The following is a 14,512-nucleotide window of genomic DNA, read 5'->3' as shown; positions in this document are numbered from 1 at the left end:
GCGCTCGCTTCAGTGCAGGAAATCCTGCATCCGGTAATACGCGCCGACGAGCGGCAGGAACCACGCGTGCCCGAAATGACCCGGTATCGCCGGCCATTCGAGCTCGCGCCACGGGTTCGACGCGGCTGCGCCATACAGCACGTCGGCCATCACGCGGCCCATGTGCACCGACATCTGCACGCCGTGGCCGCTGTAGCCCATCGAGTAATAGAGCCCGTCGTGCTGGCCCGCGCGCGGCAGCCGGTCGGCGGTGATGTCGACGAGGCCGCCCCAGCAGTAGTCGAGCCGCACGTCGGCCAGTTCCGGAAAGTAGCCGGCCATGCCGGCGCGCAGGACGTCGCCGCTTTTCGTATCCGAGCGCGGGCTCGACATCGCGAAACGCGCGCGGCCGCCGAACAGCAGCCGGTTGTCGGGCGTCACGCGGAAGTAGTTGCCGATCTGGCGCGACGTCACGTACGCGCGGCGATGCGGGAACAGCCGGTTCAGTTGCGCGTCGGCCAGCGGCTCGGTGACGACGATGAAGCTGCCGACCGGCGCGATGCGCCGCCGGAACCACGCGAACGGGCCGTGCTGCGATGCGCCGGTCGCGACCAGCACGCGATCGGCGACGATCGTGCCGCGGGTGCTGGTGATCGAGTGACGCTCGCCGTCGAGCCGGTCGAGCTGCGTGACGGCTGCCTGCTCGTACACGCGTGCGCCGGCACGCACGGCCGCTTGCGCGAGGCCGACGCCGAACTTGCCCATGTGCATCTGCGCGCCGTTGCGCTGCAGGAGCCCGCCGTAGAAACCGTCGGATGCGATTTCATCGCGGATCCGCGACGGCTCGATCAGCTCGATATCCGGATCGACGTCGCGGCGCAACGCATCGAAGGTCTTTTCGAGCCCGGCGAAGTGCTGCGGCTTCGCGGCGAGCTTCAGCTTGCCCGCGCGCCGGAAATCGCAATCGATCGCCTGTTCGGTCACGATCGTCTCGACGCTCTTCACCGCGCTTTCGTACGCGAGATAAAACTGCTTCGCCTGCGTGGCGCCAATGCGCGCGGCCAGCGACGCGTAGTCCTGCGCGACGCCCGTATTGCACTGGCCGCCGTTGCGGCCGGACGCCTCGCCGGCCACATGCGCGGCTTCGAGCACGACCACCGACACGCCGCGCTGCGCGAGCGCGAGCGCCGCCGACAAGCCGGTGAAACCGCCGCCGATCACGACGACGTCGGCCCGCCCTTCGACGGGACCAACGCTTCCGGCGCGAAACGCGGGGCGGGTATCCAGCCAGTACGATTCCAGTTTCATTGGATCCTTCTTGTGCATGCCGGCAATGTCGATCGGCGAACGTTCAATGAGAATCATTTAAGCACCGTCAAAAACCGCAGTTGCCGCGTATTCGCGCGCGGCACGCGTGCAAATTGCCGTTTTGCGCGACCGCCGCAGCAGACTATGCGGCGGGCCGTCCACCGCACCGCGCGATGAACGGTTCGCGCGCCTCGCACTACAGCTGTACCGGCGCGACGCCAGCGGAAATCGGCTCCGCCTGGAAGCGTGCGAGATCTTCCTCGCTGCGATGGCACAGCACCTGCGCGCCGTTCCCGAGCGTGCGCAGCGACGGGGCCGTGCGGTTGCACACGCCGTCCACACGCATCGCGCAGCGCGACAGGAACGGACACAGCTCGGCCTCGTTCTCGCGCTCGCCGATCGGCACCAGCGGCCGGTGGCAACGCTCGGCCGCATCGTCGAGCCAGCCCGCGCGCAGCTCCGGCGCAGACGACACGAGCAGGTGCGAATACGGGTGGTAAGGCGGTGCGCACAGCGCGTCGCGGCTGCCGGTTTCGACGCGGCGGCCCGCGTACAGCACGACGATGTCGTCGCTGATCGCGCGCACTTTCGCGATGTCGTGCGTGATGAATATGTACGACACGCCGAGCTTCGCCTGCAGGTCGCGCAGCAGATCCATGATCGCGGCGCCGACCACCGTATCGAGCGCCGACGTGACTTCGTCGCACAGGATCAGGTCGGGCTCGGCCGCGAGCGCGCGCGCGAGGTTCACGCGCTGCTTCTGCCCGCCGGACAGCTCGCCGGTCCGCCGCCCGGCCACCGCCGGCGGCAACCGCACGAGTTCGAGCAGCTCCGCGACGCGCTGCCGTGCACGGGCACCCTTGATCCCGTGGTAGAACGCCAGCGGCCGCGCGAGCGTGCGCTCGACGGTATGCACCGGATTGAGCGCGGTATCGGCGTTCTGGAACACGATCTGCACGCGGCGGTGCTGCTCCTTGGTGCGCTTGCCGATATCGCGCGCGAGCGGCTCGCCGTCGAGCAGGATCTCGCCGCCCGTCGCCGGCACGAGGCCCGCGATCACCTTCGCGAGCGTCGTCTTGCCGGAGCCCGATTCGCCGATCACGCCGACCGTCTGCCCGCGCCCGATGCGCAGGTCCACTTCGTGCAGGATCACTTTCGCGGGCCAGCCGTTCGCCGCGCGGCCGCCGTAGCCGGCGATCGCGCCGCGCACGTCGAGCAGCGGCGCCGGTGCGGCAGGTTCCGGCTTCGCGTCGCGCTGGGCGTCGCTCGGCGTGACCGCCGCGATCAGGCTCTGCGTGTACGGATGTGCCGGCGCATGCAGGATCTGTTCGGTATCGCCCGCCTCGCGGATCACGCCGTCGCTCAGCACGACGATCCGGTCGGCCATCTGCGCGACCACCGCCAGATCGTGCGACACGTACACCGCGCTCATCCCGCACCGCCGGATCACGCTCTTGAAGGCCTGCAGCACGTCGATCTGCGTGGTGACGTCGAGCGCGGTGGTCGGCTCGTCGAGAATCACGAGCTCCGGATCGGTGATCAGCGCCATCGCGGCCATCAGGCGCTGCAACTGCCCGCCCGACACCTGGTGCGGATAGCGCTTGCCGATCGTCTCCGGCTCCGGCAGCGCGAGCGCGCGGAACAACTCGACGGCCTTCGCCTGCGCGTCGCGCTTCGTCATCGTCTTGTGGATCAGCGCGCTCTCGATCACCTGGTCGAGAATCGTGCGCGACGGGTTGAACGCGGCGGCGGCGCTCTGCGCGATATACGCGACCTTGCGGCCGCGCAGCGCGGTCAACGCGGGCGCGGACAGCGTGCAGACGTCGGTGCCGCCGAGCTTCACCGAGCCGCCGGCGATCCGACAACCGGCGCGCGCATGCCCCATCAGCGACAGCGCGATCGTCGTCTTGCCGGAGCCGGACTCGCCGATCAGCGCGAGCACTTCGCCGCGCCGGATATCGAAGTCGACGCCGTGGACGATCGTCGTTTCCTCGCCGCCCGGCCGGCCGCCGACCACGCGCAGCCCGCGCACCTCGACGAGCGGGTTCGATTCGTGTTGCATCAGTGTCCTCCGGCGGCGCCGGCGGCGCCCTTGCGGCGGCCGCGATGCGGCAGACCGTCGATCATCAGGTTGACGCCCACCGTCAGGATCGCGATGGCGACCGCGGGCATGATCGCGACGGCCGAGCCGTCGCCGAGGCTCGCGATGTTCTCGCGCACGAGCGAGCCGAGGTCCGCGTAAGGCGGCTGCACGCCCAGCCCGAGAAAGCTAAGGCCGCTCAGCAGCAGCACGACGAACGTGAACCGCAGGCCGGTATCCGCGAGCATCGGATGGATCATGTTCGGCAACATCTCGACGCACGCGATGTACAGCGCGCCTTCGCCGCGCGCCTTCGCTACCTGCACGAATTCGAGCGTGCTGATGTTGACCGCCAATGCGCGCGCGATCCGGTACGAGCCCGGCATGTAGCTGACCGCGGCGGTCAGGATCAGCAGCGGCAGCGACGAACCGAACGCGGCGACGAACATCAGCGCGAACATCTTCGACGGAATCGACGTGAGCGCGTCGAGCAGCCGGCTCATCGTCTCGTCGACCGCACGGCCCGACACGGTCGCGAGCAACCCGAGCGTCGTGCCGGTCAGCGCGGCGAGCAGCACCGCCGCGAGCGCGAGCAGCACGGTGAGCCGCGTGCCGTACAGGATCCGGCTCAGCATGTCGCGGCCGAGGAAATCGGAGCCGAACGGCAGCTTCGCCGTGAACGGCGCGAACACGTCCGGCGTGACGATTGCGCCGACGTCGTGCGGCGCAAGCAGCGGCGCGAACACCGCGATGAACAGCATCAGGCCGACCATCGACAGGCCGACACGGCCGCCGGTCGTCAGTTTCATGCGCGCGGCGCGGCGCTTGCGCGGCTGGTCGGGAGCGGGTGCGGCCGGCGGCGGCGCGCCGTCCCGCGATGGGCGCGGATCGCCGGACGGCGGCAGCGTGCTGATTCGTTGAACGGGTTCGGGATGCATGGGCGGTATCTCGGAAGAAGGACGAAACACTCAGGTGCGCAGTCGCGGGTTCGACACGATCGAGCATAGATCGGCGAACAGCACGAGCGACAGATACGCGACGCAGAAGATCAGCGTGCACGCCTGGACCAGCGGGAAGTCGCGATTGCCGACGGCATCGACCATCAGGCTCGCAAGGCCCGGATAGTTGAAGATCGTCTCGACGACGATCACACCGCCAAGCAGGTACGACAGGCTCAGCGCGATCGCGTTGGCGATCGGCCCGATCGCGTTCGGCAGCGCATGACGCAGCACGACCCGTGCGGGGCTCGCGCCCTTGAGCACGGCCATCTCGACATATGACGCGCTCAGTTGCTCGATCACCGCGGCACGCGTCATGCGCGCCATCTGCGCGATCACGACCGCGCACAGCGTCATCACCGGCATCGCATACGCGCGCAGAAAGTCGTGGAAGCTGTCGATCGGGCCGCTGTACGACAGCGCCGACAGCCAGTGCAGCTTGACGGCGAACACGAGCACGGCGACCGTCGCGATCAGGAATTCCGGCGTCGCGACGAGCGACAGCGTGCCGAGGCTGATCACGCGATCGACCACCGACTCGCGCTTGACCGCCGCGAGAATGCCGAGCAGCAGCGCGATCGGCACCGACACGGCGGTCGTGATCGCGGCGAGCGCCAGCGACTTCGGCAACCGCCCGCCGATCATCTCCGACACCGGCATGTCGCCGGACAGCGAGCGGCCGAAATCGCCGTGCAGCAAGCCGGCGAGCCAGTGCACGTAGCGCACGTGCGCCGGCATGTCGAGACCGAACTGCGCACGCAGCGCGGCGACCGTCTCCGGCGTCGCGGACTGGCCGAGCGCGGCCTGCGCGGCATCGCCCGGCAGCAGGTTCGTGATCGTGAAGATGATCGCGGACACGATCAGCAGCGTCAGCGCGGTGACCGCGATGCGCCGGCCGATCAGCCCGATGAGGATTCTGTTCATGAGGCGACACTCCCGAAAAGGCCAGGTACGGCCGGGGCGGTCGCCCGCACCCGGCGCGTGGCGGCAAGCGACAGCATCACGCGTTCCACCACACGTACTCTGCGAACATGCCCCCCATCATCGGACCGGTCGGGATCGACCCGAGGCCCGCGATCCGCTTGTCGTAGCCGTCGAGGAAGCTGATGAACGCCGGGATGCCGATCCTGCCCTGCTGTGAGACGATCACCTGCATCTCTCCATACATCTGCTTGCGCTTCGCATCGTCCGTCTCGGAGCGCGCGGCGAGCAGCAGTTGGTCGAACTTCGCGTTCTTCCAGCCGGACTCGTTCCACGGTGCATCCGACTTGAAGAACTGCGTGAACAGCACGTCGGCGCTCGAGCGCGGGTTGATGTTGCCGAACCCGAGCGGATGCTTCATCCAGTGGTTCGACCAGTAGCCGTCGGGCGACACGCGGTTCACCTGCAGGTTCAGCCCGATCTTCTGGCCGGCCTGCTGCAGCAGCACGGCCATCTCGATCGAGCCGTTCGCATCCGACGTCGCATAGATCGGTGGCAGCGCGGTGCCGAGCGCGCCGGCCTTCTTGAACAGGAACTTGGCCTTGTCCGGATCGTACGGCCGCTGCGGCAGCGACGCGTTGAAGTAGCGATGCCCAGGCGGGATTGGCTGGTCGTTGCCGATCACCGCGTAACCGCGGAACACCGCCGAGCGGATCTGCTCGCGATCGAATAGGTACTTCATCCCTTCGACGAAATCGGGGTTCGCGACGATCGGGTTGTCACTGCGCATGATCAGGTCGGTATAGAGCCCAGACTTGGTTTCCTTCAGCGCGTAGCCCGGCGTCGACGCGACGCGCTGCGTCGAGCGCGGATCGATCGCGTTGATCAGGTGCACGTCACCCGACAGCAGCGCGTTCAGGCGCGCAGCACTGTCGCTGATGCCGATCAGCTCGATCTGGTCGAGGTACGGCATGCCCGGCTTGAAGTAGCTGTCGTTGCGCACGCCGACGGTCGACACGCCCGGCTTGAACGATTGCAGCTTGTACGGGCCGCAGCCGATGCCGGTCGTGAAGTCGGTCGTGCCGTCCTTGACGATCACGAGCTGCGGCGTCGCGAGGATCACCGGCAGGTCCGCGTTCGCGCTGGCGAGCACGAGCGTGACTTCGTCCGGGCCGCTCGCCTTCGCATCGGCGAACTGGTCGGCGAGCGTCTTGACCTTCGACGCGGTGGCCGGGTTCCTGTGCCGCATCAGCGAGAACACGACGTCGGCCGGGCCGACGGGCTTGCCGTCGTGGAACGTGACGCCCTTGCGCAGCTTGATGATCCAGGTCTTCGCGTCGGTCGTGTGCAGCGACTCGGCGAGGTTCATCTGCGGCGTGAGGCTTTGATCCAGCTGCGTGAGGCCGCTGTAGAACATGAAGAAGCGGATGTAGTCGGCACCCGTCGAGCCCTTGGCCGGATCGAGCGTGTCGGCCGTCGAACTCGATTCGTTCGCGACCCTGATCTTGCCGCCGCGCTTAGGTGCCGGTGCTGCAAATGCGGATTGCATGCCGGTCAGCAGCCCGCCGCCGCCAACGGCCATCATGCCGCTCGCCGCCATGACCCGCATCATGTCGCGGCGCGTGATGCCGCCCTTGCCGCCGTTGTCGATATCGTCGCTCATCCGAACTGCTCCTGACTGTGGAAAGTGGGTCCTGGGGTCCAGCCTGGTTCGAGAAACCCGTCGCGCCCGCCTGCTGGTAGCGGGCGCGACGTCCTGCGTATTGAGTTCATTTAAGCACCGCCAAAATGCGGGTTATCGCGATTCGGGGTGGCCTCACGATACGATTCGACCGTTTTGGGCCGCCTGCGCAGCATGATTAGCTGCGCGCCCGCGCGAGTCGCCATTGGCGCGATGCGATGTCGCGGCGATCGACTGACAACGGCGCGACAAGGGAACTCGTAAAGCGGCGCCCGCCGCAGATTGCGCCGACAAAATTGCCCGTTCGGCAGCGCAAACGCGTTCGGCGCGCGCAAACCGTATGTTTGTGTCGAAATGGCGGGCGGGCGACTTCGCCGCTCCATCCCGCGCGCCCGCACGAACGTTCAGACGATTGCGGGCGCGTTCGACACCACCCTAAGCGACACCGGCGCGCGGCCCGCTCGCGTGCCGGGTCGCGGATCGCGATCCGGTCAGGGCACGTTCGATGCTGGTGTGTTCGATGGCACGCCGGCCATTGGCCGGGCACAACGTGAAGGGGGCAGAGACGACGCGGCGCGCCGCATCAGGAGCGGACAAATGACGCGTCGCTTCGCAGCGCATACCGGCGCATGCCGGCGAGGGGGATGAAGACGACAAGCGCGGCGCGCGTGCCGACAGGCAACGCGCGCACACGATCTTCCCGTGTTGCCGGCCAGCCGCGATGCCCGGGAAAAACCGCGCACTCGGCAGTCCGGCCGCAAACCGCGCGACGGGACGCCGCGCAACCGATGTGTGGCTTACAGGCCGAGCTGCGTCGCGAGGTGGCCGATATCCGACACTTCGTAATAGTTGTAGAACGGCGTGCCCGGCTCATGGCCGCGATTGACGAACGCCTTGTGCTTGATGCCCAGATCCTCGGCCGTCATCAGGTCGTAGCGCAGGCTCGACGACACGTGCAGCACGTCCTCGGGCTTGCAGCCGAGCTTGCCGAACATGTATTCGAAGCCCTGCATCCGCGGCTTGTACGACTGCGCCTGCTGCGCGGTGAACACCGCATGGAACGGCGCGCCGAGCTTGTCGACGTTGCTCATGATCTGCTCGTCCATCGCGTTCGACAGGATCACGAGCTTGTACTTCGTCGCGAGCCGCGACAGGCCCGCCGGCACGTCCGGATGCGGGCCCCACGTCGGCACCGCATGATAGAACCGCTCGGCCTCGGCTTCGTCGAACTTCACGCCGACTCGCGCGCAGGTGCGCCGGATCGCGTTGACGACGACGTCGCGGTACGGCTTCCATGCGCCGAGCACCTCGTCGAGCCGGTAAGCGGCGAACGCACGCACGAAATCCTCCATCGCGACCGGCGAGAGCCGGTCCGCGTAGATCTCGCGCGCCAGATCCGCCATCTGGAAGCGGGTCAGCGTGCCGTAGCAGTCAAACGTGATGTACTTCGGTTCAAATTGGATCATGGTGACGTCCTGTCGGTGTGAAGCCCCGGCAGGGCCGGGGACGGGCTGGATGGTATGAAATTGAATCAAGGCAAAAAACCCGGCGCACGTCGTTCGACGCTGCCCAAAACGCAGAATCGCCGCGTGTTGCGCGGCGCGGGCAGCACGATCTGCGGCGCCGGCAAGCGGCCGCGACACCGGTGTTTTCATCGTAGTGCCGTTCCCACAGCAGGCGCTGTCGGATTGACGGGCCGCGGTGGCACGATCCGCGCGTTCGCATGCGCCGATCGAGCCGGTTTGCGTCGATCTTGCACGGACGCCCGCCGTCGCCGGAAAACAGGCGAATCGTCCTATCCGTGCCGCGGTGTCGCTGGCAGAGTCGGTATGTCATTCCTACCCATCCGGAGTCCAGCGTGTCCGATCTCAACCCTTCCCGCACGCTTATTTATCGTCGGTTCGCGGAAACCGACCTGCCCGCCGCGCATCGTCTGTCGGAAGCAGTCAAGTGGTCGCACCGGCTCGACGACTGGCGCTTCGTGCTCCAGCTCGGCGACGGCTTCGTCGCCGAGGACGAAACCGGCATCGTCGGTACCGCGCTCGGCTGGCGCTTCGGCGAAGCACACGCGTCGCTCGGCATGGTCATCGTGTCGCCCGAGCAACAGGGCCGCGGCATCGGGCGCGAACTGTTCACCCGCGTGGTCGACAGCTTCGGCACGCGAACCATTTTTCTGCACGCGACGCCGGCCGGCGAGCCGCTGTACGCGAAATTCGGGTTCGAGGTGATCGATACGATCGATCAGCACCAGGGTGCCGCCTTCCAGCCGCCGCTGATATCGCTGCCGCCCGGCGAGCGCCTGCGGCCCATCGGCGCAAACGACGGCCCGCGCCTAGCGGCGCTCGCGTCGCGCGCGGCCGGCTACGGGCGCGACGAGGTGATCGAGGCGCTGCTCGGCGTCGCGAACGGCATCGCGCTCGATCGCGACGGCGAACTGCTCGGCTTCGCGCTGTTCCGCCGCTTCGGCCGCGGCCATGCGATCGGCCCGGTGGTCGCGCCGGACGCGCAGCGCGCGCAGGCGCTGATCAGCCACTGGCTCGCGCTGCACGAAGGGAAGTTCGTGCGGCTCGACGTGCCGGGCGACAGCGGGCTGTCCGACTGGCTGCAGGGGCTCGGGCTGCCGCGCGTCGATACCGTCGTCGCCATGGCGCGCGGCGCAACGCCCGCGCGCGACCCGGCGCTGCGCGCGTTCGCGATCGTGAACCAGGCCCTCGGTTGAGCGGTACCCACAATGAGCTTTCTCTACAAGGCCGACCCGGTGCGCGGTGCGCAATGGGCACAGCGCTTCGCCCAGCAGGCACCCGAGCTTCCGTTCCGGATCTGGCCGGACATCGGCGATCCTGAAGCCGTCCGTTATCTCGCCGCGTGGCAGCCGCCCGACGATCCGGCCACGCTGCTGCCGAACCTCGAGATCGTGTTTTCGGTGGGCGCCGGCATCGATCAGTTCGACCTGTCGCGCGTGCCCGCGCACATTCCGGTCGTGCGGATGATCGAGCCCGGCATCGTCGAAGGCATGGTCGAATATGTGACGCAGGCCGTGCTGACGATCCATCGCGACCTGTTCGACTATGCCGCGCAACAGCGCACGCAGGTGTGGCACGAGAAGCCGGTGCGCGCGGCCGCGTCGCGTCGCATCGGCGTGCTCGGGCTCGGCACGCTCGGCCAGGCCGTGCTCGATACGCTGCGCCGCTTCGGCTTTCCGTGCGCCGGCTGGAGCCGCACGCCGCGCACGCTCGACAGCGTCGACTGCTACGCGGGCGACGCGGCGCTCGATGCGTTCCTGGCCCGCACCGACATCCTGATCTGCCTGCTGCCGCTCACCGACAGCACGCGCGGGCTGCTCGGCGCGCGCGTGTTCGACGCGCTGCCGGCCGGCGCCTCGCTCGTGCAGGTCGGGCGCGGCCCGCAGCTCGATGCGCTTGCGCTGCTCGCCGCGCTCGACAGCGGCCGGCTCGACAGCGCGATCCTCGACGTGACGGACCCCGAACCGTTGCCGGCCGGCCACCCGTTCTGGGTGCATCCGCGCATTCGCATCACGCCGCACATCGCGAGCGCGACGCGGCCCGACACCGCGGTCGACGCCGTGCTCGAGAACCTCGCGCGCCATCGCGCGGGGCAGCCGATGATCGGCGTCGTCGATCGCGCGCGCGGCTACTGACGCGCCCGCCCGGCCCCGCGGGGCGCGCAGCAGAAAATGCCGAAGCGCCCCGTGCAAACGCCGCGGCCATACGTTTCAGGCGGCAAATTGAAGGCGCGCGCGGATTTCTCGCCCGTTAGCATGAACTCATCGCTGACACCCGACAGAGAGTCCCGCACTGCCATGAACCAAGCCGCGCTGATCGAAGCCGATCGTCAACACCTGATCCACCCCGTCGTCAACTACCGCGTGCACGAGGCGCGCGGCGTCACCCTGCTCGAATCCGCCGACGGCGTGTTCCTGCGCGACGCCAACGGCCATACGCTGCTCGATGCGTTCTCGGGCCTGTGGTGCGTCAACGTCGGCTACGGCCGCGACAGCATCGTGAAGGCCGCCGCCGAGCAGATGGCGAAGCTGCCCTACGCGACCGGCTATTTTCATTTCGGCTCGCAGCCCGCGATCGAGCTCGCCGAACGGCTCGCGACGCTCGCACCGCCGTCGCTGAACCACGTGTACTTCACGCTCGGCGGCTCGGACGCCGTCGACTCCGCGGTGCGCTTCATCACGCACTATTTCAACGCGACCGGCCGCCCGTCGAAGAAGCAGATGATCGCGCTCGAGCGCGGCTATCACGGCTCGTCGTCGATCGGCGCCGGGCTCACCGCGCTGCCCGCGTTCCACCGCCATTTCGACCTGCCGCGCGCGGACCAGCACCACATTCCGTCGCCCTACCCGTATCGCCATCCGCTCGGCGACGATCCGCAGGCGCTGATCGCCGCGTCGGTCGCCGCGCTCGAGGCGAAAGTCGCCGAGCTCGGCGCGGACAACGTCGCGGCGTTCTTCTGCGAGCCCGTGCAAGGCTCGGGCGGCGTGATCGTGCCGCCGGCCGGCTGGCTGAAGGCGATGCGCGACGCATGCCGGCGCCTGGGCATCCTGTTCGTCGCCGACGAGGTGATCACCGGCTTCGGCCGCACCGGCCCGCTGTTCGCGTGCGAGACCGAGCAGGTCGATCCGGACCTGATGACCCTCGCGAAGGGTTTGACCGCCGGCTATGCGCCGATGGGCGCGGTGCTGATGTCCGACGAAATCTACGAAGGGATCGCGGGCAGCCGCACCGAATCGGCCGCGGTCGGCCACGGCTATACGTATTCCGCGCATCCGGTGAGCGCGGCGATCGGCCTCGAGGTGCTGAAGCTCTATCACGAAGGCGGGCTGCTCGCGAACGGCCAGGCGCTGGCGCCGCGCTTCGCGGCCGGGCTCGACGCGCTGCGCGCGCATCCGCTCGTCGGCGACGCGCGCTCGGCCGGCCTGCTCGGCGCGCTCGAACTGGTTGCCGACAAGGCGCGCAAGACGCGCTTCGACGCGGCGCTGAACGTGCCCGACAAGATCGCGGCGGCCGCGTATGCGAACGGCGTGGTGTTCCGTGCATTCGGCGACGGCGTGCTCGGTTTCGCGCCGGCCCTGAGCTTCACCGCGGGCGAGTTCGACCTGATGTTCGAACGCGTGCGCAAGACGCTCGACGACGTGCTGGCCGATCCGGGCGTGCAGCGCGCCCTCGACGCCGCGCACGCGCAGCCGGCCTGACCGGCCAAGGGAAAGCCGGGCTTGTGGCGGCCATCGTTCGACTCTAAAGTAAGCGGACATTCCATTTTTCCCTCTCACGTGAACATGACGGACAGCAAGCTGGATCGCATCGATCTGCGCATCCTCTCCCAGTTGCAGAAGCGCGGCCGCATGACCAACGTCGAGTTGGCCGATGCGGTCGGGCTGTCGCCCAGCCCCTGCCTGATCCGCGTGAAGCGGCTCGAGAAAGCCGGCTACATCGGCGGCTACGGCGCGCACATCCAGCTCGAGAAAGTCGGCGACGTGCAGGTCGTGTTTACCGAGGTCACACTGGCCGACCACCGCCGTGAAGATTTCGACCGTTTCGTCGCGGCGATCCGCAACGTCGACGAGATCGTCGAGTGCCACCTCGCGAGTGGCGGCTACGACTATCTGCTGAAGTTCATCACGCGCAGCGTGAGCCATTACCAGACGATCGTCGAAGGGCTGCTCGAGCAGAACATCGGCATCGAGAAGTATTTCAGTTACGTGATCATCAAGTCGCCGTTCGTCAAACGGCACTACCCGCTCGAATCGCTGTTCGGCGAACGTCACTGACGGACAGCGCGCCACACCCGGCAACGCGGCAGCACGCTGGCCGCGCGGGGTCGTCGCGCGCCCGTGCCGCCGTCGTCGCCATCGCCGGACCGCATCATCCAAGGACCTGTCATGCCGCTTACGCTGTCCCGAACCGAACTCGTGCGCTCAGCCAACCTCATCGACGGCGCCTGGCGCGATGCGCTCGACGGCCGTCGCTTCGACGTCACCGATCCGGCGACGCTCGACACCGTTGCCCACGCCCCCGACAGCGGCCCCGCCGACGCGCGCGCCGCCACCGACGCGGCAGCGCGCGCGCTGCCCGCATGGCGCGCAACGCCCGCTCGCGAGCGCGCGGCGATCCTGCGCGCGTGGCACGCGGCGATCGTCGCGCACACCGACGATCTCGCGAAGCTGATGTCGCGCGAGCAGGGCAAGCCGCTCGCCGAAGCGCGCGGCGAAGTTGCATATGGCGCGTCGTACGTGCAGTGGTTCGCCGAGGAAGCGACGCGCACCTACGGCGACCTGATTCCGCAGCAGCAGCGCGGCAAGCGCCTGAGCGCCGTGAAGGAACCGATCGGCATCGTCGCCGCGATCACGCCGTGGAATTTCCCGCTCGCGATGATCGCGCGCAAGATCGCGCCCGCGCTCGCGGCCGGCTGCACGGTCGTCGCGAAGCCGGCGGAGGACACGCCACTGACCGCGCTCGCGCTGGCCTTCCTCGCGCAGGAAGCCGGCCTGCCGCCCGGCGTGCTGAACCTGATCGCCGCGTCGCGCGAACGCGGCATCGACGCGGTGGCCGACTGGCTCGCCGACGGCCGCGTGCGCAAGATCACGTTCACCGGCTCGACGCCCGTCGGCAAGCTGCTCGCGCGCGAGTCGGCCGCGACGCTGAAGAAGCTGTCGCTGGAGCTCGGCGGCAATGCGCCGTTCATCGTGTTCGACGACGCCGAGCTCGACGCCGCGGTCGACGGGCTGATGGCCGCGAAATTCCGCAACGGCGGCCAGACCTGCGTGTCGCCGAACCGCGTGTACGTGCAGGCCGGCGTCTACGACGCCTTCGCCGCGAAGCTCGCCGCGCGCGTCGCCGCGCTGAAGGTTGCGCCGGCAACCGATGCGGCCGCGCAGATCGGCCCGATGATCAACGCGCGCGCGGTCGACAAGATCGCGCGGCACGTGAGCGACGCGATCGAGCGCGGCGCGCGCGCGCTGACGGGCGGCAAGCGCCTGACCGAACTCGGGCCGCACTACTACGCGCCGACGGTGCTCGCCGACGCGACCGCCGACATGCAGCTGACCTGCGAGGAAACCTTCGGCCCGGTCGCCGCGCTGTTCCGGTTCGATAGCGAGGACGAAGCCGTCGACGCCGCGAACGACACGCCGTTCGGGCTCGCCGCGTATTTCTACACGCAGGACGTGCGGCGCATCGCGCGCGTGTCGGCGCGGCTCGAAACCGGCATCGTCGGGATCAACGAAGGCGCGCTCGCGAGCGAGGCCGCGCCGTTCGGCGGCGTCAAGGAATCGGGCTACGGCCGCGAAGGCTCGCGCTACGGCCTCGACGACTACCTGTCGATCAAGTACCTGTGCCAGGGCGTGCTCGACTGAATCGCGCCGCATCCGCGCGCGCCGTCGATGCGCGGCCCGGCGCCGCGAACGGCATTCGACGCGCGAGCGCGGCACTTGGCTGAGCATCGCGGTGCGCTCGACCAGGCCGTCGCACGCGCGGCGGCCACGGTGATCCGCGGCACGGTGCGCCGGGAACGCACGCG

The 14,512-nt window shown here is 68.6% G+C and carries 11 protein-coding genes; 5 read left to right on the top strand and 6 right to left on the bottom strand.

All coding sequences use genetic code 11. From position 1 onward, the window contains the following. Nucleotides 1-9: 9 nt before the first annotated feature. From APZ15_RS38275 to APZ15_RS38250, 6 genes are all read right to left on the bottom strand, one after another. A complete protein-coding gene (locus APZ15_RS38275; RefSeq protein ID WP_027791941.1) occupies nucleotides 10-1,287 on the bottom strand; it encodes an NAD(P)/FAD-dependent oxidoreductase in 1,278 nt (425 codons plus the stop codon). A gap of 196 nt (nucleotides 1,288-1,483) precedes the next feature. Next, a complete protein-coding gene (locus tag APZ15_RS38270; RefSeq protein ID WP_027791942.1) occupies nucleotides 1,484-3,349 on the bottom strand; it encodes an ABC transporter ATP-binding protein in 1,866 nt (621 codons plus the stop codon). Beyond that, nucleotides 3,349-4,305: an ABC transporter permease gene (locus APZ15_RS38265; RefSeq protein WP_027791943.1), complete on the bottom strand. Its 957-nt coding sequence runs from the start codon at nucleotides 4,303-4,305 to the stop codon at nucleotides 3,349-3,351. Before APZ15_RS38265 ends, APZ15_RS38270 begins: the two co-directional genes overlap by 1 nt. A gap of 30 nt (nucleotides 4,306-4,335) precedes the next feature. Further along, nucleotides 4,336-5,289, bottom strand: a complete 954-nt coding sequence (locus tag APZ15_RS38260) for an ABC transporter permease (RefSeq protein WP_027791944.1) — start codon at nucleotides 5,287-5,289, stop codon at nucleotides 4,336-4,338. Nucleotides 5,290-5,365: 76 nt separating this feature from the next. Continuing rightward, complete coding sequence (locus APZ15_RS38255) at nucleotides 5,366-6,949, bottom strand: ABC transporter substrate-binding protein (protein WP_027791945.1); 1,584 nt, start codon at nucleotides 6,947-6,949, stop codon at nucleotides 5,366-5,368. Between the two features lie 815 nt (nucleotides 6,950-7,764). After that, entirely contained in the window at nucleotides 7,765-8,433 is a 669-nt protein-coding gene (locus APZ15_RS38250; RefSeq protein WP_021156521.1) for a haloacid dehalogenase type II, read from the bottom strand. 392 nt (nucleotides 8,434-8,825) lie between these two features. Between APZ15_RS38250 and APZ15_RS38245 the strand changes: the two genes are divergently transcribed. The 5 genes from APZ15_RS38245 (at nucleotide 8,826) to APZ15_RS38225 (ending at nucleotide 14,348) form a co-directional block, all read left to right on the top strand. After that, nucleotides 8,826-9,686 (top strand): GNAT family N-acetyltransferase, encoded by an 861-nt coding sequence (locus tag APZ15_RS38245; protein ID WP_027791946.1) that lies wholly within the window; start codon nucleotides 8,826-8,828, stop codon nucleotides 9,684-9,686. Between the two features lie 12 nt (nucleotides 9,687-9,698). After that, complete coding sequence (locus APZ15_RS38240) at nucleotides 9,699-10,625, top strand: 2-hydroxyacid dehydrogenase (protein WP_027791947.1); 927 nt, start codon at nucleotides 9,699-9,701, stop codon at nucleotides 10,623-10,625. Between the two features lie 162 nt (nucleotides 10,626-10,787). After that, complete coding sequence (locus APZ15_RS38235; protein WP_027791948.1) at nucleotides 10,788-12,188, top strand: aspartate aminotransferase family protein; 1,401 nt, start codon at nucleotides 10,788-10,790, stop codon at nucleotides 12,186-12,188. A gap of 84 nt (nucleotides 12,189-12,272) precedes the next feature. Continuing rightward, nucleotides 12,273-12,764: an Lrp/AsnC family transcriptional regulator gene (locus tag APZ15_RS38230; protein ID WP_027791949.1), complete on the top strand. Its 492-nt coding sequence runs from the start codon at nucleotides 12,273-12,275 to the stop codon at nucleotides 12,762-12,764. A 111-nt stretch (nucleotides 12,765-12,875) separates the two neighbouring features. After that, nucleotides 12,876-14,348, top strand: a complete 1,473-nt coding sequence (locus APZ15_RS38225) for an NAD-dependent succinate-semialdehyde dehydrogenase (RefSeq protein WP_027791950.1) — start codon at nucleotides 12,876-12,878, stop codon at nucleotides 14,346-14,348. The last annotated feature ends 164 nt before the right edge of the window (nucleotides 14,349-14,512 follow it).

The organism is Burkholderia cepacia ATCC 25416, assembly GCF_001411495.1.
In the GTDB taxonomy this organism is placed as follows: domain Bacteria; phylum Pseudomonadota; class Gammaproteobacteria; order Burkholderiales; family Burkholderiaceae; genus Burkholderia; species Burkholderia cepacia.
The sequence above is the reverse complement of the archived record's forward strand: the minus strand, read 5'-3'. Positions and strand labels throughout refer to the sequence as shown.

What these genes read in the sequence shown, in the direction of transcription:
- APZ15_RS38275 (WP_027791941.1), bottom strand. Translation starts at nt 1,287, where the DNA reads ATGAAACTGGAATCGTACTGGCTGGATACCCGCCCCGCGTTTCGCGCC.
- APZ15_RS38270 (WP_027791942.1), bottom strand. Translation starts at nt 3,349, where the DNA reads ATGCAACACGAATCGAACCCGCTCGTCGAGGTGCGCGGGCTGCGCGTG.
- APZ15_RS38265 (WP_027791943.1), bottom strand. Translation starts at nt 4,305, where the DNA reads ATGCATCCCGAACCCGTTCAACGAATCAGCACGCTGCCGCCGTCCGGC.
- APZ15_RS38260 (WP_027791944.1), bottom strand. Translation starts at nt 5,289, where the DNA reads ATGAACAGAATCCTCATCGGGCTGATCGGCCGGCGCATCGCGGTCACC.
- APZ15_RS38255 (WP_027791945.1), bottom strand. Translation starts at nt 6,949, where the DNA reads ATGAGCGACGATATCGACAACGGCGGCAAGGGCGGCATCACGCGCCGC.
- APZ15_RS38250 (WP_021156521.1), bottom strand. Translation starts at nt 8,433, where the DNA reads ATGATCCAATTTGAACCGAAGTACATCACGTTTGACTGCTACGGCACG.
- APZ15_RS38240 (WP_027791947.1), top strand. Translation starts at nt 9,699, where the DNA reads ATGAGCTTTCTCTACAAGGCCGACCCGGTGCGCGGTGCGCAATGGGCA.
- APZ15_RS38235 (WP_027791948.1), top strand. Translation starts at nt 10,788, where the DNA reads ATGAACCAAGCCGCGCTGATCGAAGCCGATCGTCAACACCTGATCCAC.
- APZ15_RS38230 (WP_027791949.1), top strand. Translation starts at nt 12,273, where the DNA reads ATGACGGACAGCAAGCTGGATCGCATCGATCTGCGCATCCTCTCCCAG.
- APZ15_RS38225 (WP_027791950.1), top strand. Translation starts at nt 12,876, where the DNA reads ATGCCGCTTACGCTGTCCCGAACCGAACTCGTGCGCTCAGCCAACCTC.